Annotated in this window: 18 protein-coding genes and 6 pseudogenes; 9 read left to right on the top strand and 15 right to left on the bottom strand. The window is 68.8% G+C overall.

Features of this window, described 5'->3' with window-relative positions:
* Window positions 1-2: 2 nt before the first annotated feature.
* Genes fabZ through AAF143_RS16825 form a run of 5 tightly spaced genes read right to left on the bottom strand, consistent with a single transcriptional unit; the run spans window position 3 to window position 5,434 of the window.
* Entirely contained in the window at window positions 3-431 is a 429-nt protein-coding gene (fabZ, locus tag AAF143_RS16805; protein WP_255009120.1) for a 3-hydroxyacyl-ACP dehydratase FabZ, read from the bottom strand.
* A 32-nt stretch (window positions 432-463) separates the two neighbouring features.
* Window positions 464-1,315, bottom strand: a complete 852-nt coding sequence (lpxC, locus tag AAF143_RS16810; RefSeq protein ID WP_255008943.1) for a UDP-3-O-acyl-N-acetylglucosamine deacetylase — start codon at window positions 1,313-1,315, stop codon at window positions 464-466.
* A complete protein-coding gene (locus tag AAF143_RS16815) occupies window positions 1,315-3,723 on the bottom strand; it encodes a BamA/TamA family outer membrane protein (RefSeq protein WP_255008941.1) in 2,409 nt (802 codons plus the stop codon). Before AAF143_RS16815 ends, lpxC begins: the two co-directional genes overlap by 1 nt.
* A 44-nt stretch (window positions 3,724-3,767) precedes the next feature.
* Complete coding sequence (purC, locus tag AAF143_RS16820) at window positions 3,768-4,523, bottom strand: phosphoribosylaminoimidazolesuccinocarboxamide synthase (protein WP_255008940.1); 756 nt, start codon at window positions 4,521-4,523, stop codon at window positions 3,768-3,770.
* Window positions 4,520-5,434 carry a hypothetical protein gene (locus AAF143_RS16825; protein WP_414027417.1) on the bottom strand — a complete coding sequence of 305 codons (915 nt, stop codon included), beginning with the start codon at window positions 5,432-5,434 and terminating at the stop codon, window positions 4,520-4,522. The genes purC and AAF143_RS16825 overlap by 4 nt, the downstream gene beginning before the upstream one ends.
* 167 nt (window positions 5,435-5,601) lie before the next feature.
* On the opposite strand from AAF143_RS16825, the pseudogene purD reads away from it, so the two are divergent.
* The 4 genes and pseudogenes from purD to rpmA all read left to right on the top strand — a co-directional run bounded on the left by purD (window position 5,602) and on the right by rpmA (window position 10,054).
* Window positions 5,602-6,927, top strand: a pseudogene (gene purD, locus AAF143_RS16830) (phosphoribosylamine--glycine ligase).
* A gap of 260 nt (window positions 6,928-7,187) precedes the next feature.
* Window positions 7,188-9,220 (top strand): annotated as a pseudogene (locus tag AAF143_RS16835) (ATP-binding protein).
* A gap of 164 nt (window positions 9,221-9,384) precedes the next feature.
* Window positions 9,385-9,759 (top strand): 50S ribosomal protein L21, encoded by a 375-nt coding sequence (gene rplU / locus AAF143_RS16840; RefSeq protein ID WP_255009118.1) that lies wholly within the window; start codon window positions 9,385-9,387, stop codon window positions 9,757-9,759.
* A 37-nt stretch (window positions 9,760-9,796) separates the two neighbouring features.
* The gene (gene rpmA, locus AAF143_RS16845) at window positions 9,797-10,054 is read left to right on the top strand and encodes a 50S ribosomal protein L27 (RefSeq protein ID WP_255008934.1); all 258 of its coding nucleotides are present in this window, start codon (window positions 9,797-9,799) and stop codon (window positions 10,052-10,054) included.
* On the opposite strand, the gene AAF143_RS16850 is transcribed toward rpmA, so the two are convergent.
* Both AAF143_RS16850 and AAF143_RS16855 read right to left on the bottom strand, forming a co-directional pair.
* Window positions 10,041-10,841: a class I SAM-dependent methyltransferase gene (locus AAF143_RS16850; RefSeq protein WP_414027418.1), complete on the bottom strand. Its 801-nt coding sequence runs from the start codon at window positions 10,839-10,841 to the stop codon at window positions 10,041-10,043. The genes rpmA and AAF143_RS16850 overlap by 14 nt on opposite strands.
* Window positions 10,838-11,586 (bottom strand): annotated as a pseudogene (locus AAF143_RS16855) (queuosine precursor transporter). Before AAF143_RS16855 ends, AAF143_RS16850 begins: the two are co-directional and overlap by 4 nt.
* A gap of 175 nt (window positions 11,587-11,761) precedes the next feature.
* On the opposite strand from AAF143_RS16855, the pseudogene truB reads away from it, so the two are divergent.
* A pseudogene (truB, locus tag AAF143_RS16860) lies at window positions 11,762-12,546 on the top strand (tRNA pseudouridine(55) synthase TruB).
* A gap of 1 nt (window position 12,547) precedes the next feature.
* Window positions 12,548-13,300, top strand: a complete 753-nt coding sequence (locus AAF143_RS16865) for a YebC/PmpR family DNA-binding transcriptional regulator (protein WP_255008923.1) — start codon at window positions 12,548-12,550, stop codon at window positions 13,298-13,300.
* A 4-nt stretch (window positions 13,301-13,304) separates the two neighbouring features.
* On the opposite strand, the gene AAF143_RS16870 is transcribed toward AAF143_RS16865, so the two are convergent.
* From AAF143_RS16870 to AAF143_RS16885, 4 genes are all read right to left on the bottom strand, one after another.
* Window positions 13,305-13,511, bottom strand: coding sequence for a 6-phosphogluconolactonase (locus tag AAF143_RS16870; protein WP_414027419.1), 207 nt, complete (start codon window positions 13,509-13,511; stop codon window positions 13,305-13,307).
* A gap of 53 nt (window positions 13,512-13,564) precedes the next feature.
* Window positions 13,565-14,065 carry a 6-phosphogluconolactonase gene (locus AAF143_RS16875; RefSeq protein ID WP_414027420.1) on the bottom strand — a complete coding sequence of 167 codons (501 nt, stop codon included), beginning with the start codon at window positions 14,063-14,065 and terminating at the stop codon, window positions 13,565-13,567.
* A gap of 109 nt (window positions 14,066-14,174) precedes the next feature.
* A complete protein-coding gene (locus AAF143_RS16880) occupies window positions 14,175-15,326 on the bottom strand; it encodes a SpoIID/LytB domain-containing protein (protein ID WP_414027421.1) in 1,152 nt (383 codons plus the stop codon).
* A 29-nt stretch (window positions 15,327-15,355) separates the two neighbouring features.
* Entirely contained in the window at window positions 15,356-15,607 is a 252-nt protein-coding gene (locus AAF143_RS16885; protein WP_414027422.1) for a hypothetical protein, read from the bottom strand.
* 134 nt (window positions 15,608-15,741) lie between these two features.
* On the opposite strand from AAF143_RS16885, the gene rnz reads away from it, so the two are divergent.
* On the top strand, window positions 15,742-16,692 hold the full coding sequence (gene rnz / locus AAF143_RS16890; protein ID WP_255008919.1) for a ribonuclease Z: 951 nt from the start codon (window positions 15,742-15,744) through the stop codon (window positions 16,690-16,692).
* A gap of 116 nt (window positions 16,693-16,808) precedes the next feature.
* Entirely contained in the window at window positions 16,809-17,321 is a 513-nt protein-coding gene (psbV, locus tag AAF143_RS16895) for a photosystem II cytochrome c-550 (RefSeq protein WP_255008918.1), read from the top strand.
* 26 nt (window positions 17,322-17,347) lie between these two features.
* On the opposite strand, the pseudogene AAF143_RS16900 reads toward psbV, so the two are convergent.
* The 4 genes and pseudogenes from AAF143_RS16900 to serA form a co-directional block, all read right to left on the bottom strand.
* Window positions 17,348-17,745: pseudogene (locus tag AAF143_RS16900) on the bottom strand (hypothetical protein).
* Between the two features lie 107 nt (window positions 17,746-17,852).
* The gene (locus tag AAF143_RS16905) at window positions 17,853-18,152 is read right to left on the bottom strand and encodes a ferredoxin (protein WP_255008917.1); all 300 of its coding nucleotides are present in this window, start codon (window positions 18,150-18,152) and stop codon (window positions 17,853-17,855) included.
* Window positions 18,153-18,296: 144 nt separating this feature from the next.
* Window positions 18,297-19,232, bottom strand: coding sequence for a 50S ribosomal protein L11 methyltransferase (locus AAF143_RS16910; protein WP_414027524.1), 936 nt, complete (start codon window positions 19,230-19,232; stop codon window positions 18,297-18,299).
* Between the two features lie 41 nt (window positions 19,233-19,273).
* Window positions 19,274-20,859: pseudogene (gene serA, locus AAF143_RS16915) on the bottom strand (phosphoglycerate dehydrogenase).
* 186 nt (window positions 20,860-21,045) lie between these two features.
* On the opposite strand from serA, the gene AAF143_RS16920 reads away from it, so the two are divergent.
* Window positions 21,046-21,435 (top strand): hypothetical protein, encoded by a 390-nt coding sequence (locus AAF143_RS16920; RefSeq protein ID WP_414027423.1) that lies wholly within the window; start codon window positions 21,046-21,048, stop codon window positions 21,433-21,435.
* Window positions 21,436-21,437 lie beyond the last annotated feature (2 nt).

Genomic DNA, 21,437 nt, shown 5'->3' on the forward strand with positions numbered 1-21,437 from the left:
TCTTATTGCATCAGAGAAAACATCAATTCCCCGGCGCAGACCAGCTCACCATCGACGGTGGCCTCGGCGCGCACCTTGCCGAAGCGCCTGCGCTTGAGGCTGAGCAACTCACAACTGATCCGCAACTGATCCCCCGGCACCACCGGCCGGCGGAAACGCACCCCATCGATGCCGGCGAACACGAACAGCCCTTTCTCGAATTCAGGCATCTGAACCACGATCAGTCCCCCCACCTGGGCCATGGCCTCCACGATCAGCACCCCTGGCATCAGGGGCCTGCCAGGGAAATGGCCCTGGAACTGGGGCTCGTTGAGCGTCACGTTCTTGATCGCCACCGCCCGTTTGCCGGGTTCATGCTCGATCACCCGGTCCACCAGGGCGAAGGGGAAACGGTGGGGCAGCAGGGAGAGGATCTGCTCACTGGTAAGGATGGCGGCGCCGGCGGGGGACACGGACAAGGGGCTCAGGAGGGGCGGAACTGGGCGGCAAGGGCCGCGGCCATGGACGTATGAAGCCCATGGGACCCGCGGTAGGCGAACACCTGGGCCTGGGGGAGGCCCACCAGTGCCAGGTCCCCCAGCAGGTCCAGCAGCTTATGGCGCACCGGTTCATCAGCGAAGCGAAGGGGCGGATTGATCCAGTGATCCCCATCGCAAACCAAGGCATTCTCCAGGGCCCCGCCCTGGATCAGACCCGCGGCGCGCAACTGTTCGATCTGCTCGCGGAAGCCGAAGGTGCGGGCCGGCGCCAGCTCGGCCACGAAGCTTTGGGGGGTGAGCTCGAGGCTGAACAGCTGGCGGCCGATCGCGGCCTGGGGGTACTCCACGGCGGCCGCCAGGCGCACCCGATCGCAGGGGATGGCGGTGAGGAAACCCAGACCCTGGTGCACGCAGATCGGCGACGCCAAGACCTGCAGTGGTTCCCGTTCCCCCAACGGGTGCAGCCCCGCCTCGGCGATCGCTTCCACCCAGCCCTGGGCGGAACCATCCAGCAGGGGCACCTCCTCGCCCTCCACCCGCAGTTCCACATGGGTCAGGCCCGTACCCACCAGGGCCGCCAGCAGATGCTCCACCGTGGCCAGGCGCTGCTGATCCAGCTGGAGGGCCGTGCAGAGCCGCGTGTCCTTCACCTGGCTGGGGTGCAGCCGGGTCAGGCCTCCGGAGCCGTTCCCCAGGGCCCCCAGCCAGAAGCCGGGCCGTTCGCAGGGCTCCAGCCGCACCCGGGTGCTGGCACCGCTGTGCAACCCCACCCCACATCGCTCCACAGGTCCCCGCAGCGTCCAGGCCTGCTGGTAGGTCTCAGGCCAGAGGCTCACTAGAACTTCCAGCCCACACCCAGGTTGAAACGCCAGTTGCTGGTGAAGTCCTGGCTGGCCACCTCCAGGCGCAGGGGGCCCACCGGTGTGGTCACGATCAGGCCGGTGCCCACCGAGAAGCCCTGACCGGGTTTGCCCAGCAGCTCACCGGGATTGCCGGGCACATCCTTCTGGCTGCCGAAGGCGGTGCCGCCATCAATGAACAGTTCGCCGCTGACGATGCTGAACAGGGGGAAGCGGTATTCGATCGTGGCTTCACCGAAGTTGCGCCCGACCCCGAGGTTGCAGTCATAGAAGCCGCGCACGGAGTTGGAGCCACCCAGGCAGAAGGCCTCGTAGGGAGGCAGCTGACCGATGTTGGCGCCAGCGGTGACCTGGAACGCCAGGGCCTGTTTGCAATCAGCAGTCTCACCCCGCTTGGGCCGGCAGCCCTTGTAGAACTTGAACCAGTTGACCGGGATGTAGTGGGTGTAGCTGCCGCGCAGGCGGTTGAAGGTGGGTGAGTTAGGGCCAACGCTCAGAAACTGTTCGGTGCCCAGGCTCAGGAAGTTGCCGGAGGTGGGGTTGCGGGCGTCGTTGAGGGTGTTGCGCGTGGCCGCCAGGCGCAGGCCCACCAGCTGGTTCGAGGTGGCGCAGTTGTAGGCGATGCAGATGACGTTGCTGACGTTGGTGGTGCCGCCGTTGAACGTCGACGTCACCCCGTAGGGCATGGTGTCGCCCGCGAAGTTGATCGGGCGAACCTCCTGGGCATTGAGGCCGACAACAACCGTCCAGGGGGCCTTCTTGAAGGGATTGCCACCATTGAGGGGCCGGATCAGCTGGAGGCTGCCGCCGACCCGCTGGATGGCAATGGAGTTGTTATCGAGAGCGAACCAGTTGTTGTTGGTCCCCAGGGCCCCGTTCGCCTGTTGGGCCTCCTGAACGTTGGCATAGGTTCGGCCGGCCAGGTTATTGCTGTTGAAGATGTTGTTGGCGATGGCCGTGGATGGCGCCTTGAAGAAATCCGAGGAGACATCAGAAACGGTGTTGAAGTTGCCGTTGTCCTGGCTCTGGAAGATCTGGGGAACATCGCGGCTGAGGAACACCCGTGCCCGGAAGGCGGTGCGGAAGCGGTCCCCCTTGATCCAGGGGTCCGTGAAGGAAATGTCCGCCAGGCCGCCGTACTGGCCGTAGGTGAAATTGAACGAGGTGTCCCAGGCCCGGCCGGCCAGGTTGCTGTCCTGGAGCTGGATCTGGCCGAACACCCCCTGGCTCTGGCTGTAGCCCAGGCCGCCGGAGAGGGAGCCGGTGGATTGCTCGACGATGCCCAGAACGATCACCACCTCGCCGGGAGTGGCCGGCACGGGCTTGAGGGTGACCTTGACGTCACCGAACAGGCCCGTGCCGTAGAGCCGCTTGATGTCCTCCTCGAGCTGACGGCGGTTGAACACCTCGCCGGGCTTGATCGAGATCTCCCGACTCACCACCCAGGGCTTGGTCTTGCCCTTGATCGGCTGGCCCTTCTCGTTGGTGGTCGATCCCTCCTTGTTGAGGAACTGCACTTCCACGCCACTGACCGTGCCCTCCCGCACCTGCAGCTCCACCACCCCCTCGGGGCTCACCCGGTTCGGGCCGGTGACGCGGGCGAGTGAGTAGCCCTTGTCGGAGTACCAGCGCTGCAGCTCCTGCATGCGGCTCTGGAGCGCGTTGAGGTTGAGGGTCTTGCCGTAGTCAGCGGCGAAGGTGTCCTTGATCACGCTGGCGGGCAGCTTGGCCTTGACCGGATCGATCTCGACCTTCTGCAGCACCGGGTTCGGGGCCACGGTGACCACCAGCTTCACGCCCAGGGCGCTGTCGGTGGGCTGGATGCGCACATCCGAGAACCAGCCGGTGGCATAGACCGCCGAGAGATCGTTCTGCAGTTCACTGCGGCTGACGCGGGTGCCGGGGCGGCTGGCCATGGCGTCGTAGACGGCCCGCTCCAATCGCTCTCGCTCGGGATGGCCATCGAGCCCCGCGACCGCCACCTCGCTGATCAGCACGCGCGGCTCCGAGGCGCTGGGGGTGAAGGTCTCACCCGTGGGTGGCCCCGCCGGGCTGGGACCGGGACCGGGACCCGGGCCCTGATCCGTCTGCTGGGACTGGGGCGGTGCTGACTGAGACGGTACCGACTGAGACGGTGCAGGCTGGGAGGGTGCGGGCTGGGGAGTGCTGGGCTGCCCTGTGGTCGGTGACGACTGAGGGGCGGCGGGTTGCGCCGTGGGGGTGGCTGATGGCTTGGAGCTGGACGGCTGCTGCGCCTGGGCCCGGCCCGGGGCCAGCAGACCCACCAGAGCCAGGGAAGCGGCCGTCAGCGGCAGGGCGGCGCCAAAACCCCTGGACCCGCGGAACCGAAGGGTGCGGTTCATGCTGACGCGGGAGACGGCCATGGGGTTTCGACGCAAGGCGGCCGAAGCCGCAAAGTGGGCTGACCTTACTGGTAGATGCGGGCCTGCGGACAGGCCCCTTGGACCCGTTTGAGGACCTCCCCGTAGGCCTCGATCACACCGCCCAGATCCTGCCGGAATCGATCCTTGTCCAGGATGCGGTCCTGGCTGTCCTCCACATCCAGGTCCCAGAACCGACAGGTGTCGGGGCTGATCTCATCGGCCACCACCAACTCGCCCGCGTTGGTGAAGCCCAGTTCGATCTTGAAATCCACCAGCTGCAGGCCAAGGGCGGCGAAGAACGGCTGCAGCTCCCCATTCACCCGGCGGGCCAGAGCCTCGATCGCGGCGCGCTGATCGGCGCTCACCAGGCCCAGCCAGGCCAGGCGGGCCTCGGTGAGCAGGGGATCGCCCAGGGCGTCGTCCTTGTAATAGAGATCCAGCAGGGGCGGATCGAGGCGGGTGCCGGTGGTGATCGGCAGCTGCTTGCAGAGCGATCCGGCGGCCAGGTTGCGGATCACCACTTCGATCGGCACGATCCGCACCGGCCGCACCACCATCCAGCTGGGGTTGAGCAGTCCCAGGTAGTGGGTGGGGACCCCGGCGGCCTCGAGGCGCTCGAACAGCAGGGCGGAAATGCGGCAATTCAGCGTTCCCTTGCCCTCCAATTGAGCCTTCTTGAGGGCATTGAAGGCGGTGGCGTCGTCCTTGAACTCCACCGCAAGTCGCTCGGGATCGGCGCTGCGGTAGACGCGTTTGGCCTTGCCCTCATAGAGCAGCGGGCCGAGTTCGATCGTCGTCATGGGGGCGGGGCGGCGTGGCCGCCGGAGTCACGGGGAGAGCGGAGCCTGCGCTCGAGGGCGCGACTGCGGTCGGCCTGGGTGGGATCCTGGCGCCGCAGCAGCCATTCGCCGTAGGCATCGTCGATGCGCTGGCTCAGGCGCAGGTGCCGGGCCAGCGCCCTGGACGGATCACCGCCGCCACTCTGGGCCTGGAGCCGCTGCTGCTCGAGCAACTCCGAGGCCAGCCCCCAGGCAGCGGCGGCGGCGGCCTGGTCGAGGGCCGCTTCGATCAAGCGGTCGCGCTCCTCCAGGGGCAGCGAGGCCATGAGCTGGGCCGCCCGGGCCAGACGCTCGGCGGCGATCTTGCCGGGCAGCCGACCCGCCAGCAGCACACGAGCCGCCTGCTCGTTCTCGCCAAGAATTTGCAGATGGTCCGCCAGGGCATCGAGGGCAGGGCGGGTGGCCAGGGTGCCGTCCTCCCGCAGCAGCAACGGCAGCGCAATGGTTTCAAGGCTGGCAAGGTTGCCGGCCGCCAGCCGGGTCAGGGCCTCGGCGGCGCGGCGATGCTGCAGGGCGGCGCTGGCCCCGCGCCAGACCTGAATCAGCCACTGGTCTCGCTCGGCGCCGGCCCCCGGCCCGTAGCGGTCGAGCACCAGCAGGGAGGTTGCCGGTGCCTTGCAGCTCAGCAGGGCATTGGCATTGGCCAGCACCACGGCGAAGGGCTGGGGGACCGGCCGCACCAGCAGCAGGCGGTCCCGCAGCAGACGCAGCCTCTCGGCTTGATCGAAGCGGGCCGCGTCCTGGCAGGCCTGCTCAAGATCAGCCAGCCCACCGTCCTTGAGCACCGCCCGAAAGGCCGGCTCGGCCATCGCCGCCACCGGTAGGGGAGCGGGGGACAGGGGGACGGCCGTGGCCCCGGAAGTGGCGAGCAAGGCCGCCAGTGCCGCGATCACCGCCCCTCGGCTTCGGGCTCCTGGCCGGAGCCGCAGGGGGAGCTTGCGCATCGGCATGTAGAGAGGGAAGGCACAGCGGCTGGCCACCGGGCCACAACCTAAGGGAGCCGCGCCACCCCTCCTTGGCCCCCGCCCCGCCCGGCCCCATGACCACCCCAGAGACCGCCCCAGAGAGCTTCCCAGAGACCGCCCCCAGCCCGAGCCGGGTGCTGCTGATCGGCTCGGGGGGCGCGAAAACGCCCTGGCCTGGGCCCTGGCCCGTTGCCATGGGGTGGAGCGGGTCTGGGTGGCGCCCGGCAACGGCGGCACCGCCGAGCTGCAGGGCTGCGAGGCCCTGGCCCTGGCCGAAACCGATGGCGACGGCCTGCTGGCGGCGGCCCTTGAGCGCCGCATCGAGCTGGTGGTGGTGGGTCCGGAGGGTCCCCTGGCGGCCGGCCTGGCCGACACGTTGCGCGCCGGCGGTCTGGCGGTGTTCGGACCCGGCGCCGATGGGGCGCGCCTGGAGGCCAGCAAACAGTGGGCCAAGGCGCTGATGCTGGAGGCGGGGGTGCCCACGGCGCTCCACTGGGCGGCCGCCAGCCGTGGGCAGGCCCTGGCGGTGCTGGAGCAGCACCCCCAGCCGCTGGTGGTGAAGGCCGATGGCCTGGCCGCCGGCAAGGGGGTGACCGTGGCCGAAACCCTGGCGGAAACGCGCGCCGCGATCGAGGAGGTGTTCGCCGGCCGCTTCGGGGCCGCCGGCGCCGCCCTGGTGCTGGAGGAACGACTGAGTGGGCCTGAGGTGTCGGTGTTCGCCCTCACCGATGGCCGCGGCATGGTGCTGTTGCCCCCGGCCCAGGACCACAAGCGCATCGGCGAAGGGGACACGGGCCCCAACACCGGCGGCATGGGGGCCTATGCGCCGGCGCCCCTGCTGGATGCGGCAGGGCTGGAGCAGGTGCGACGCACGGTGCTGGAGCCCACCCTGGCGGCCCTGAGAGCGCGCGGCATCGACTACCGAGGCGTGATCTACGCCGGTCTGATGCTCACCGCGGCTGGCCCGAAGGTGATCGAGTTCAACTGCCGCTTCGGCGATCCGGAATGCGAGACGGTGATGCCCCTGCTGGGGCCTGAACTGGCGGCGGTGCTGCTCGCCTGCGCCCGGGGGATCTGGGCCAGGCCCCGGAGCTGACCATCGCCCCCGGTTGCAGCGCCTGCGTGATCGCCGCCGCCGCGGGCTACCCGGGGAGGTGCGCCAGGGCGATGCGATCACCGGCACGCTGGGGGCCTCCGAGCAGCTGCAACTGTTCCATGCCGGCAGCCGTCGGGGGACGGACGGGGTCTGCCGCACGGCTGGCGGCCGGGTGCTGGCGGTGGTGGCCCAGGCCGAAGACTTCGACGCGGCCTTCGCCGCCGCTTACGAGGGTTTGTCCCAGGTGCACTTCGAGGGCATCACCTTCCGGCGGGACATCGGCCATCAGGTGCGTCGCCCCTAGGGTGGTGGGCTACCCCAGGCTCCGGCCGCTTGATCGCCGACCCCCACGCCACGGATCCCGGAACCACTGACCCCAGTGACACTCCTCCCGGTGCCTCGCACCCAACCGAGGGCACTGGCCTGGTGGCTGATGACCTGGCCGATGAAGACCTGGCCGACAAAGACCCGGTCAATGCTGAGCTTGTCGGTGCTGAGCTTGCCGGGGCTGGCCAGGACGGCGATCCCCAGGCCGGATCGTCCCTCTCCGGCGGAGCGAACGGCCTGAGCTGGAGGCCGCCGCCGGCTGCGCAAGAAACTGGTCTGAACTGGCGCCAACGACTGGGCCGCTGGTGGGCCGAATTCAGCCTCCAGACCAAGCTGCTGGCGGTGGCCACCCTGGTGGTGAGCCTGATGATGACCGGCATCACGTTCATTGCCCTCAACAGCATCCAGACGGATGCGCGCTTGAGCGACACCCGCTTCGCCCGCGACCTGGGGCTGCTGCTCTCCGCCAACGTCACCCCCTGGTGGCGGAAGGCAACGACAGGGAACTGGCGGCGGTGGCCGAGCGCTTCTGGCGCACCACCCGCAGCCTCCGCTACATCTTCTTCGCCGACCCAGAGGGCGTGATCTACCTGGGGATCCCGATCAGCGGCACCAGCAACAGCAGCGAGTTGCTGCTCAGCCGCCGGCTGGAGTTGCCCGCCGAACTCAAGCGCCGCCCCCAGAACCCCCTGGTGCGCCAGCACCTCACCCCCGATGGTGCGGTCACCGATGTGTTCGTCTCGCTGGTGAACGAGGGGCGCGATCTGGGGGTACTCGCCCTGGGAATCAACCCCAACGAAACCACCCTGGCCAGCGCCGCCCTCACCCGTGAGGTGACCGTGGCGGTGTTCATCTCGATCTGGGTGCTGGTGATTCTCGGGGCGGTGTTCAACGCCCTGACGATCACCCGTCCGGTCAAGGAGCTGCTGATGGGGGTGCGCGCCATCGAGGGCGGCGATTTCGCCGCCCGCATCGGCCTGCCGATGGGCGGGGAGCTCGGGGAGCTGCTGGATGGCTTCAACCTGATGGCCTCACGGCTGCAGTCGTACGACGAGGCCAACATCGAGGAATTGACGGCGGCCCAGGTCAAGCAGCAATCCCTGATCGCCACCATGGCCGATGGGGCCGTGCTGCTCGATGCCGAGGGCCAGATCGTGCTGGTGAACCCCACCGCCCGGCGTCTGTTCCGCTGGGAGGGCCGCAACCTGGAGGGGCGGGAACTCACCGCTGAACTGCCGGAAAGGCTGGCGATCGAATTGCAGGTCCCCCTGGAGACCCTGCTCAGCGGCGCCAGGGAGATCAACGACGTGCGCTGCAGCTTCGGGGATCCAGCCCGCACCCTGCGCATCGTGCTCCAGTCGGTGCGCGACGCCAGCGGCGAGAGCCTCAAGGGCATCGCCGTGACGATCCAGGACCTGACCCGCGAGGTGGAGCTGAACGCGGCCCAGAGCCGCTTCATCAGCAACGTGTCCCATGAGCTGCGCACGCCGCTGTTCAACATCAAGAGCTACGTGGAAACCCTCCACGACCTCGGAGATCAGCTCACCGAGCAGGAAAAGAAGGAATTCCTGGCGATCGCCAACGATGAGACCGACCGGCTCACGCGCCTGGTCAACGACGTGCTCGACCTCTCACGCCTGGAATCGGAGCGGGTCTGGACGTTTGAGCCCATGGAGCTGCGGCCAGCGATCGAGCAGACCCTGCGCACCTACAAGCTCAACGCCGACGAGAAGGGGGTTCGCCTGGATCTGGAGGTGGATGCCCAGCTCCCGCTGGTGCGCGGCAACTGGGATCTGCTCCTGCAGGTGTTCGACAACCTGCTGGGCAACGCGCTCAAGTTCACCGCCCCCGGAGGTCGGGTGGCGCTGCGGGCCTACCCCTGGCCCGACACCTGCAGCCTGGATCCCGATGCCTCCACCGCGGCCCACGACGATCAACGTCCGTCCTGCGCGCTCACCTCACCCCTGCCGCGGCTGCGGGTGGAGGTGGCCGACAGCGGCAGCGGCATCTCCATGGAAGATCAAGAGCGCGTCTTTGAGCGCTTCTACCGGGTGGAGAACGCCGTCCACACCGAAGCAGGCACCGGCCTGGGGCTCTCGATCGTGTGCGGCATTCTTGAGAAGCACGGCAGCCGCATTCAGATCGCCAGCGAGCTGGGGGTGGGCACCACCTTCTGGTTCGATCTGCCCCTGGAGCAGGCCGATGGCGACGAGCTGCGCCTGGACGCCGAACGGCGCAGCCAGCCCACGGGCGGCATGGCCCTGGTCTGAGGCCGGCCTGCATCAGGGCCTTGTGTTGACGTTGGGGTGAGCGGCGGGGGAAGATCTTTGTTTGACTTCGCTGCGCCGTGCGCCAGGCCCAATGACGGCGGTTCTTGAACCACTCGGTACTTGAACCAAACCAACCCCGTCAGCCTGTCCATGCCCCCCTGCCCATGAGTTCCTCCCCCGACACCGCTGCCGCCAACGAGCCGAACGGCACCTACGCCATCGTCGAAACCTCCGGCACCCAGTTCTGGCTGCAGCCCAACCGTTACTACGACCTCGATCGGATCCATGCCGAGGTCGATGACACGGTGACCCTGGAGAACGTGCTCCTGGTCAAGGGTGCCGCCGGCGCCACCCTCGGCCGCCCCTACGTGGATGGCGCCAGCGTCGAGCTCAAGGTGCTGGAGCACCGCCGCGGGCAGAAGATCATCGTCTACAAGATGCGCCCCAAGAAGAAGACGCGCCGCAAGAACGGTCACCGCCAGGAACTGACCAGGGTTCTGGTGCAATCGATCACCGTGGCCGGCAAGGCCCTCGCCTGATCCCCCGGCTTTCCCCCAACCACCTCACTTCCAAACCATGGCCCACAAGAAAGGCACAGGCTCCACCCGCAACGGCCGCGACTCCAACAGCAAGCGCCTGGGCGTCAAGCGCTACGGCGGTGAAACCGTGACCGCCGGCTCGATCATCATTCGCCAGCGCGGCACCTCCGTGCTCCCCGGCCTCAACGTCGGTCGCGGCACCGATGACACCCTCTTCGCCCTGGTGGACGGCATCGTCAGCTTCGACTCAATCAAGCGCAATCTGCGCAACCGCAAGCGCGTCAACGTGGGCTGAGCAGGTCGCCGCTGGGGCTGGCCAGCCGGTAGGCGCGGGTGGTGATCAAGAAGGGGTGAAACACCTCAAGGAAACGGCCCTGCAGCGTGCGGAAGAATCGCTCCACCAGGGCGGGATCATCGATGTGGAAAGGAAACTCCCCTGAGAAGCCCTTGAAGAAGTACCAATTGAGCAGGGCGATGGCGGCGGGTTCCATGCGGCCCTCGAAAATCTCCAGCTGACCCGCGGGATCCGCCAGGTGCTCCAGCACATCCAGGCAGACCACGGTGTCGAACAGCCCCGGCAGGGCGGGATCCTCCAGGTCGCGGAAGCAGCGCAGCTTGTCTTCGAGGCCAAAGGCCTGGGCCCGCTCGGCCACGAACGCACGGTTGTGGGGGTTGAGATCGACGAACCACACCCTCTCCACCTGGGGCAGCGCCGCTGCAGCCAGGGCATGGGTGCCGATGCCGCCACCGAAATCGAGCACCTGACCACGGGCGAACCGCTCCTGCAGGCGCAGGGTGTCGGCGATGTAGGGGGCGCTGCCCAAGTGCCAGGCCGCCAGTTCGAGCAGGTGAGCGGTGCCCACCTCCTGCTCATAGAAGGCCGTGGCCTGGGCTGGATCGAAGGCCCCGGGGTGCAGGGCCGCCAGATCAGCGGTGCTGCTGGGCAGGCGCCGCTCCAGATCCTGGGGGCTCAGCTCCAGGTGGGACGCCAACTGACGCTTGAGCGCAAAGCCATCGGCGACGAAGCGCTCCAGATCCAGAACTGCTGCCGCCACCGCCAAGATCTGCTCCCGAGTGCTCACCGTAGTTCGCCCCCCAACCCCGCCCCCAGTTCAGCCCCGAGTTCCGCTCCCAGTTCAGCCCCGGCGCCGGGAACCTCCAGCCAGCGCCGCAACCAGGCCACCAGCAGATAGAAGGGCAGGGTGTCCAGCAGGGCGGCCACCAGCTTGAACAGGTAACCGCTGGCGATGAACGAGCCCAACTGGGGCAGCACCGGCTGGCCCTCGTCCACCGGCAACACGTGGGCGGCGTAATGGCTGATCAGCACCACGGCGCTGGTGTCCACCAGCTGGCTCACCAGGGTGGAGCCGTTGTTGCGCAACCACAGGGCCTTGCCGCCGCTGAGGCGCTTCCAGAAATGGAACAGGCGCACGTCGGTGAACTGGGCCGCCAGGTAAGCCACCATCGAGGCCCCCACGGCCCCGAAGGCCAGCCTGCGCACCTCGAAGAAGGTGCTGCCGTCGCTGCCGGGAAACCCCGGAAGCACCCCGCCCAACCAGAGAATCAACACGATCCAGCCGTTCAGCAGCAACCCCACCCAGACCAGCTGGCCCGCCTTCTGCTCCCCCAGATCTCGCTGATCAGGTCGGTGCACAGAAACGTCACCGGGTAGGGCAAGGCCCCCACGGCCACCACCACCGGCCATCCGCCGATCGAACCGAGGCTGAGGAAACGCGTCAGGCCGAGGATATTGAGCATCCCCATGGTGCCCAGGAAGATTCCGGCCAGCACCAGGAAGGCCAGGTCACGGCGGTTGGCGAGCTTCATGGATTCCAGCTGCTGGGCACGGCTCCCCATAGGGTGGCGAGCCGTCACCGACCTGGCCCGCCGTGGCGCCCCCAGCCCCGAGAATCACTGCGGCTTCCTGGTGTTGGACAAGCCCGCCGGGCTCACCTCCCACGACTGCGTGGCCCGGGTGCGCCGCGCCTATGGCCTCAAACGTGTGGGCCATGGCGGCACCCTCGATCCGGCCGTCACTGGAGTGCTTCCGATCGCCCTGGGGCCCGCCACACGGCTGCTGCCCTACCTCGAGGGGGCCAAGGCCTACCGGGGGTGATCCAGCTGGGGCTGTCGACCAGCAGCGACGATCTGAGCGGTGAGCTGATCGCGCGGCGGCCGGTGCCACTCCTGAGCGCGGCGAACCTGGAGGCCGCCCTGGCCCCCTTCCAAGGGGCGATCCTGCAGCGTCCGCCCCAGGTTTCGGCCGTGCACGTGGGAGGAGAGCGGGCCCATGTGCGCGCCCGGCGGGGCGAAACCATGGAGCTGGAGCCAAGGCCGGTGACGATCGAACACCTGCGGCTGCTGGGCTGGCAAGCGGAATCGGGCCAGCTGGAGCTGGAGCTGCGCTGCTCGGCCGGCACCTACATCCGATCCCTGGCCAGGGATCTGGGGGAGAGTCTGGGTTGCGGCGCCGCCCTGGCCCAGTTGCGGCGCACCGAAGCCCTTGGCTTCGACCTGATCGTCAGTGTCCCCCTGGAGGCTCTCGATCGCACACCCCGTCCGCCCCTGATCGATCCGCTCAGCGCCCTGGCGCACCTGCCCCTTCAGCGCCTGGGGGCCGCCGACCAGCTCAGCTGGTGTTGCGGCCGTGCCATTGCCAGCGCCATGACCCTGGCGAATGATCAGACGGTGGTGGTGGTGAACCCCGAGGGCCAGTGGGCGGGCATCGCCCGCGCCGACGGCGACGGCCTGCTCCAACCGAAGCTGGTGCTGGGCGCACGGGGTTGAGATGGCCGGACACAGCAAGTGGTCCCAGATCAAGCGCACCAAGGCGGTGGTCGACGCCAAGCGCGGCGCCGTGTTCACCCGCCTCGGACGGGAGATCACCGTGGCGGCCCGCAGCGGTGGGGATCCAGCCGGCAACTTCCAACTGCGCACGGCGATCGAAAAGGCCCGCGCCGCCGGAATGCCCAACGCCAACATCGATCGAGCGATCGCCAAGGGGTCCGGCCGGGGTGATGCCGGCAACGACCTGGAGGCGATCCGCTACGAGGGCTACGGCCCCGGCGGGGTGGCCGTGCTGGTGGACGTCTTCAGCGACAACCGCCACCGCACGGCGGCGGACCTGCGCCTGGCCTTCAGCAAACACGGCGGCAACCTGGGGGAGAACGGCTGCGTGGGCTACCTGTTCGACCTGCGCGGCGTCGTGCGGCTCAGCGGCAGCGCTTTAGACGAGGAGGCCCTGCTCGAGAGCCTGCTGGAGCAAGAGGTGATCAGCTACAGCCTCGAAGACGATGGCGCCGAGGTGCTCTGCGAACCGGCCCAGCTGGAGGGGCTGCAGGCGGCGCTGGTGGCGGCCGGCTGGAGGGTGGAGGGCTGTGAGCTGCGCTGGCAAGCTGAAACCCCCTGCCGCCTCGACGACCTGGACAGCCTGCAGGCCAGCCTGCGGCTGCTTGAAGCGCTCGAATCACTGGACGACGTCCGCAGCGTCAGCTCGAACCTGGAGGCCACAGACGCCCTGCTGGAAGCCGCGATGGCCTGATGCCTCAGCCCTCGAGTCCCAGGGCCGCCCGGTCGGCGATCACCGACAGATCGGGGTGCCCCAGCAGCCAGCTGGCGGGCAGCGCCTCCTGGGGAGGCCCCTCAAGCACCCGCCGCAGGATCGGCGCCTTCGAGGCCCCGGTGACCACCAGCACCAGGCTCCTGGCCGCCAGGATCTCCGAGAGGCCCACCGTGATCGCCCGCTCCGGCACCCGCTGCGGATCACCACCAAAGGCAGCGGCGTTCTGACGCCGGGTGGCCGCGCTCAGGCGCAGGCAGCGGGTGATGACACCTGGGCCGCAGGGGGCTCGTTGAAGCCCACGTGGCCGTTCTCCCCCAGCCCGAGCAACTGCAGCCCCAGGCCACCGGCGGCGGCCAGGGCGCGCGCGTAGCGGCGGGCCTCGGCCTCGGGATCGGGGGCGCCGCCATCGGGCAGGCGCAGCTGGGCGGGGGAAAGGCCCAGGGGTTCCCCCAGATTCCGGTCCATGGCGGCGTGAAAGGAGGCCGGATGGTCCGCCGCAAGGCCGATGTAGTCATCCAGGTTGAAGCTGCTCCAGCCCGCCAGCAGCCGTCCCCGCACAACCGGTTCGAAGGCCTCCAGGCGCCGGCGCAGGGCCGCATAGACCGGCTCCATGGTGCGGCCGGTGGCGAGTCCCAGGGGGCGCCGCCCAGCGGCGCTGAGGGCCTCGATCAGCCGATCGACCACCCGCTCGGCCACCGCCTCGGCATCGGCTTCCACCAGCAAACGATCCTGGGAAAGCGGCATGGGGCTGGGCCGTGGGCGACGAACGACGTTTGAAAACCCTGAAGCGGATCGAGCCAAGGGGCGTGCGCAAGCGGGCAACCTGGGTGGGCGTAGAACCCAGCGTCTGCCCTCAGGGTTGGCGGTTGGCGATCACCGTCGGGATGCGGAACGTGGTGGCCGTAGGGCTGGCGGCTGGGCTGCCGGCGCTGGACGGCAGGGAGCTCAGCTGGGCCACGCTCTCGCGAAACGGTCCCACCTCCACGCCCTGGTAAAAGTGGCGCAGGATCGCCTCAAAGCCCTCCCCGCGGCGGGCCAGGCCGAAGGCACCCCACTGGCTCATGCCCACCCCGTGGCCGAAGCCGCGGCCGATCGCCACCAGGCCGGTGATCGGGGCAGCGGCAGGAGCGAACACGTCCGGCAACGGCGGCGGGCCAGGCAGCGGCGCGCCGCTGGCGGAATCCACCGCCAGGGGCCAGCGAGTGCGGGCCGCCCCGCCCCACGCCGCCTGGCCCTGGGGATCCGCCCCCAGGGATGGGAGCCCGAGGGCCTCGGTGCCTAGGGGCTCGAAGCGCACCGTGGTGCTCCTGAGACCAAGGCGGCGGCGCAGGTCGGCCCCGCTCAGCAGCAGCTGGCCGCGGGGACCCAGCACCCGTGCCTGGCGCACCCGGCCGGTGCTGGAACTGGAGAGCACCTCGATCCGACTGGCCCCGCCGATCTCGGCAAAAGCCCGCTGCAGTTGCTCCGGCGGCAGCGGCTGTCGCCAGACGCGCACGGGGCTTTGCTCGTCGAAATCGCTCACGCTCACCAGGTAGGGGAGCTGGCGGGCCCACAGTTCGCCGCTGTTCTCCGTGCTGCCACCGCTGCTGCTGTGGAAGACGGCGTTGATCAGGGCCTGGCGGTAGGTGATCACCAGGGTGCGGGTGCCCCGCACCGCCTCCCAGGTGGAGGGAGTTTCCGCCTCGACCCCCTTGTAGGCCTGGCTGGCCACGGTGGCCCGCAGGTCGAAGGGAGCCTCGGGCTTGCGCTGCTGCAGGGCGTAGGTGCGGGCCGCCACGGCCTGGGCCCGCAAGGCCTCCAGGGGCCAGCTGGCGGGCATTTCGCTGCCCACCACGCTGGGCAGATAGCTCTCGACCCCCAGGTGGTTGATCAGCTGAAGCTGGGAGGCTCCTGGCAGCACCTGGAGCCGGCCGCGGTAGCGGCGGTTCTCCACCGCCAGGGCGCCATCGCCTCCCGCCTGGCTCAGGGGCTCGATCCAGAGTTCATACGCGACCACAGGGCGCATCAGCCCCTGGGCCTCCACCTGGGCGGCACTCAGCCGCAGGCTGAGGGTTGACCCGCGGCGGTCTCCGCCAGCACCGTGCCGCGGCCGTCCCGCAGACGCAGACCACCGGCCAGACCGCTCACGGTGGCGGCGGCGCTCTCCAGCAGCAGCACGCGCACTTGCGGTTCTCCCTGCTGGGCCCGGCCCTCCCTGGGCAGCAGCAGTGACAGACCCAGCGCCGCCGCGGTGACCAGGGGCAGGCGGCGCCTGAGGGCTAGGGGCAGGGCAAGGGTGCGTGGCATCGAAGCGCGCAGGAGGAGTCGAAGGGCGGCGCCATTGTGGCCGCCGGCTACGCCTGCCGCCAGTGCCCGCCACGACGCCGGCAGGACCGATGGCCTACAAGGCGTGACAGCATGCAGCTGGCATCACCCTGGGCGTGCAGATCACCTTCCTAGGCACGAGTTCGGGCGTACCGACCCGTGCCCGCAACGTTTCGGCCGTTGCCCTGCGCCTGCCCCAGCGCCCCGAGCTCTGGCTGTTCGATTGCGGTGAAGGCACGCAGCACCAGTTCCTGCGCAGCGACCTGCGGGTGTCGCAGCTGCGCCGGATCTTCGTCACCCACATGCATGGCGACCATGTGTTCGGTCTGCCGGGCCTGCTGGCCAGCCTGGGGATGGCCGGCAGCTGCCCCGGGGTGGATCTCTATGGCCCCGAGCCCCTGCGCGACTACCTCGATGGGGTGCTGCGCACCTCCTCCACCCGCATCGGCTATCCCCTGCGGGTGCACCGGGTGGAGGCGGCGGCCCGCAGCGGCGACCCCCTGCTCGAAGACGACGATCTGGTGGTGCGCTGCACACCGTTGAACCACCGGGTGCCCGCCTTCGCCTACCGCATCGATCAAAAACCCCTGGCAGGCCGCTTCGACATCGAGCGGGCCCGGGAACTGGGCATTCCCCCCGGACCGATCTATGCCGAACTGAAGCAGGGACGCAGTCTGCAGCTGGAGGATGGGCGCCTGATCGATGGCCGCAGCCTCTGCGGAGCGCCGCGGCCTGGCCGCAGTGTTGTGTACTGCACCGACACGGTGTTCTCGGAGGCGGCGGTGGCGCTGGCCCGCGGCGCCGACCTGCTCATCCACGAATCCACCTTCGCCCACCGGGAAGCGGAGATGGCCTATCAGCGCCAGCACTCCACCAGCACCATGGCCGCCCAGACGGCGGCCGAAGCGGGGGTGGGCCAGTTGGTGCTCACCCACCTGAGTCCCCGCTACGCCCCCGGGAATGCCCTCACCCCCGACGACCTGCTTGCGGAGGCCCGGGCGATCTTCCCCAACACCGTGCTCGCCAGGGATTTCATGAGCCTTGAGGTGACCCCCTCCGGGGAGTGAGCCAGGGCCGCAAAGCAGCTGTGGCTGCAACACTTCGTGATTCCGCCCCGGCAGGCACTCCGCCCGTGATACAAGGGCTCTGGTGTGGTGCCACCGCCATTTTGCCAGCTCCCTTCATGGCTTCTTTCCTCTCCTCTGCGCTCCGGGCCGCGGCCAGAATCCTGTTGGTTCTGCCGCTGGCGCTTCTGGTCTGTTTCGGGGCTCCAGTGGCCGCGGCCAACTGGGATGCCGCCACCTTGACGGTGCCCGGCGGCCCCGACGGCAGCCTGGTCAGCTTCAGCGAGCAGGAGATCAAGGCCGGCCGCAAGCTCTTCAACGAAAGCTGCGGCAGCTGCCACGCCGGTGGCATCACCAAGACCAACCAGAACGTGGGCCTTGACCCCGAAACCCTGGCCCTGGCCACCCCTCCACGCGATTCGGTCGACGCCTTGGTCGATTACATCAAGGACCCCACCTCCTACGACGGGGAGTACAGCATTTCCGAAATCCACCCCAGCATGCGCAGCAGCGAGATCTTCGTGAAGATGCGCGACCTCGACGACAACGACCTTCGCCTGATCGCCGGTTACATCCTTGTGGCCCCGAAGGTGCAAGGCATCCAGTGGGGCGGCGGCAAGATCTACTTCTGATTGAGCCCCCGGACGTCAGCCGGCGCTCAAACCTCCTCTGCCAAAGCCGCGGCCGTGTCCGCGGCTTTTTCATGGCGCTTGCTGTACCACCACTCCTGCAACTCGCGATCCAGCCGCTGGGCGAACAGGGTCAGGATCGTGCGCGTCGGACGTGAGCCAGGCTGCAGCAGCTCCACGGCGTAGGAAGGGCAGCGGCGGGCCGCCAGGTCGGCCACGAAGCGCCTGCCAATGCGGCGCCAGCTGGGCTCCTTGCTGCGCCAGGCCAGACGACAGCAGGGCCAGGGCAGCTCCTCTCGATCAAACAGTCGGCAGCAGGGGCCGAGCACCCTGTAGCTGTATTGGCCCCCGGGCTGGTATGGATGCTGCCGGGTTCCAGCAGCTCCTGCACCAGTGCGGGTCGGGACCCTGAGGAAACCTCAGCCAAGGCGGCACCGGGGATAGTGAGCGACAAAAAAGCCACCCAGCAGGGTGGCGACGCTGAACGCAGGGTTCAAGGGCGGGAGGGGCCCGATTGGTCCCCTCCCGGAGGGCTCAATAGAGCTCTTCTTCGGTGTGGGTCTTGATGGTGACGTCGGAGGTGGGGTAGGCCACGCAGGTCAGCACAAAACCGGCTTCGATCTGGTCGTCGTCGAGGAAGCTCTGATCCGACTGGTCCACGGTGCCGGCGGTGAGCTTGCCCGCGCAGGTGGAGCAGGCGCCGGCGCGGCAGGAGTAGGGGAGGTCGATGCCCTGCTCTTCAGCAGCGTCGAGGATGTACTGGTCGTCGGGGACCTCAATCGTCTTGTTGAGACCCTCGCTCTCGTTGACGAGGGTGACCTTGTAGGAAGCCATGGAAGGGATTAGGGCTCACAGGCGCCTGGTGGGTTCCGGGCCTGTAGGACCGCACCTTCCTACATCCAGAAGGGGCCGATCCCGCCAATTCAGCCGCTCTGGCCAGAGAAGCCCAATCAAAGCGAGGGCACAGATCAGTGTGCCTTATGTAACTTTGGTGGACTCGGCAACGGCGGAGCGCAGCTCCAGCAGCCCCCACGGGCCCTGGGAGCCCACCAGTTCCGCCCGCCATCCCCAGGCCGCAAGCGCCCCGCGCAGCCCCTCCACCTGCTCCAGCAGCAGGCCACTGAGGTAGCCCACCCCAGCGGCTGAGAGCACCGCGACGAACTGGGGAGCGAGGGCCTCGATCACCGGCGCCAGGATGTTGCAGAGCAGCAGATCGGCGGGACGCCCGGCGAGCAACTCCGCCAGCACCTCCACCGAACCCTGGGCCACCTGGAGTCGCTCCCCAGCACCATCCGGTGCGCTGCCCTGATCAAGGCCATTGAGGGCGGCGTTCTCCCCCGTGGCACGCACCGCCAGGGCATCGGTATCGCTGGCGGCCAGGGAGGCCGCCCCCAGGCGCAGGGCCCCGAGGCCGAGGATGCCGCTGCCGCAGCCCAGATCCGCCACCCGCAGCCCCGCGAGCGTCCCGCCCCGCGAGCGCGCCAAGGTTTCGAGCGCCTCCAGGCAGAGGCGGGTGGTGGGGTGGCTGCCGGTGCCGAAGGCGCTGCCTGGATCGAGGTGGATCACCAGCCGCTCCCGGTGTTCCTCCGGCAGCTCCAGCCAGGCCGGCAGGATCAGGAAACGCTCGCCCACCGGATCCGGCTGCCAGTGCTGCTTCCAGCTGAGACTCCAGTCTTCATCGCTCTGCTGAAACCACTGCAGAGGCGGCAGGGCCAGGCCAAAGGTTTCGGCCAGGGGTGCGAGGGCGCCCTCCAGGCGCCCTCGTTCGGCTTCGGGCCAGTCGACCTCAGGCAACCAGGCCACCAGCTGGTGGGCACGGGGATCGGCAGGGAGCGATCGAATCGCCACCCGCACGATCCCCAGCTGCGGCAGTTTCCACAGCAGCGACTCCTCCAGTTCAGCCGGTGCCGCCATCTCCAGTCGCCACCAGCCCTGGGCTGCCATCGCCTGGGCGCTCAGAGGGTGACCGGGTGGGCGTCCTGGATGCCCTCGATGGCCACGACGGTGGCCAGCAGGCTGGGGGGATGGGGTCATCGAGGCACAGCACCATCAGGGCATCACCGCGCACGACCCGACGTCCCACCTGCATCGAGGCGATGTTGACGTTGTGCTCACCGAGCACCGAACCCAGCTTGCCGATGATGCCGGGCACGTCCCGGTGGCGGGTGAAGAGCATGTGGTCGCTGGGGGCCACGTTCACCGGGAACTCGTCGATGGTGGTGATGCGCAGGTCGCCGTCGGCGAACACAGCCCCGGTGACAGTGTGCTGGCCATTGGCGCCCCGGGCGCTCAGCTGCAGGGAGCCCCCGGCGAAATCACGGCTGGCCTCATCCTTCACCTCCAGCACATGGATGCCGCGCTCCTTGGCCTCGAGGGCGGCGTTCACGTAGTTGATGCTTTCGCCCAGGGCGGTGGAGAGCAGGCCCTTGAGGGCGGCGATCACCAGGGGCTGGGCCGGATGGCTGGCGAAGGCGCCCTGCAGGCGCACTTCCAGTTCGCTGATCTGGCCGCCGGCGAGTTGGCTGATCAGCTGACCGAGGGTCTCGGCGAGCTGCAGGTGGGGCTTGAGCCGCTCCATCACCTCGGCATTGAGTCCGGGGATATTGACGGCACTGCGGGCGGGCTGCCCCAGCAGCACGTCGCGGATCTGCTCAGCCACGTCGATCGCCACGTTTTCCTGGGCCTCTTCGGTGGAGGCACCCAGGTGCGGGGTGAGGATCAGGCGCTCGCCGACGCTGCGCAGGGGCGAATCGGCCTCCAGGGGCTCCTTGGCATAGACATCTAAGGCTGCGCCGGCGATCACGCCGGTCTTCACCGCCTCGGCCAGGGCCGCTTCGTCGACGATGCCGCCGCGGGCACAGTTCACCAGCCGGGCGGTGGGTTTCATCGTGCGCAGCAGCGCAGCGTTCACCAGGTTCTCGGTGTCAGGGGTGCGGGGCAGGTGCAGGGTGATGTAGTCGGCTTCGGCGAACAGCTCCGGCAGCGGCAGCAGCCGCACCTGAATCTGCTGGGCGCGTTCGGCGGTGATGAATGGGTCGTAGGCCAGCACCTCCATGCCCATGGCCTTGGCCACCCGGGCCACGTGGGAGCCGATCTTGCCCAGGCCCACCACGCCCAGCTTTTTCTTGTAAAGCTCGTTGCCCACGTAGGTCTTGCGATCCCAGCCACCGGCGATCGTGCTGGCGTGGGCCTGGGGCACGTGGCGGGAGAGCGCCAGCATCAGCGCCAGGGCCTGCTCGGCGGCCGCGATCGTGTTCCCCTCGGGGGAGTTGACGACGATCACACCGCGGCGGGTGGCGGCCGGCACATCGACGTTGTCGACGCCAACGCCGGCCCGGCCGATGATGCGCAGCTTGCTGGCGGCTTCGATGATCTCGGCGGTCACCTGGGTGCCCGAGCGGATCATCAGGGCGTCGTAGTCACCGATGATCGCCTTGAGTTGGTCCGGGGAAAGAGAGGTGCGTACGTCCACCTCGGCCACCTGAGCGAGGATGTTGATCCCCGTCTGATCGATCGGGTCGGAAACGAGAACCTTCGTCATGAACCAGCTGGGCGCCGCCGGTCGTGAAGTGTAGTGAGCGGTCCGGGCGCGCCCTGCGGCCAGGGAGAATCAGCGGGTACGCAAGGTTGACGTGGGGAACTGTGTGGTGGCGGTGTTGGCGGATCGCCGCCAGTTGCACCGGCTCAGGGATCAGCTCGCCGAGCTGAACCCGCCCCCAGCGCGCTGGTGCCGATCGGCGACCAGGAAACCGACGTGCTCACGGTGGCACGGCTCAATCCCGCCATCGGCCGCCGCCTGCGGCAGCGCAGCATGGCCCGCTGGCTGATGCCCTTCGGTTTCTTCGCCGGCCTCACCTTCACCCAGATCACCGACCTGCAGACCTTTGCCTTCCTCGGCACCTGGGGCGAACCGCTGATGGGCGGCCTGCTGGGGATGGCCTCCGGCTGGATGGGCAGCTTCGCCGCCGCCGCCAGCATCGTTCCCGAGGACGACGACCGCATCCGCAGCCTGCGCAACCGGCTCAACGAAGGCAACTGGCTGCTGCTGGTGGAGACCCCCGCGGCGTCGAGCTGCCGATGGGCCTGCTGCAGAAGGCCGGGGTCCAGGCGGTGGTGACC

The organism is Cyanobium sp. ATX-6F1, from assembly GCF_047395825.1.
Lineage (GTDB): Bacteria > Cyanobacteriota > Cyanobacteriia > PCC-6307 > Cyanobiaceae > ATX-6F1.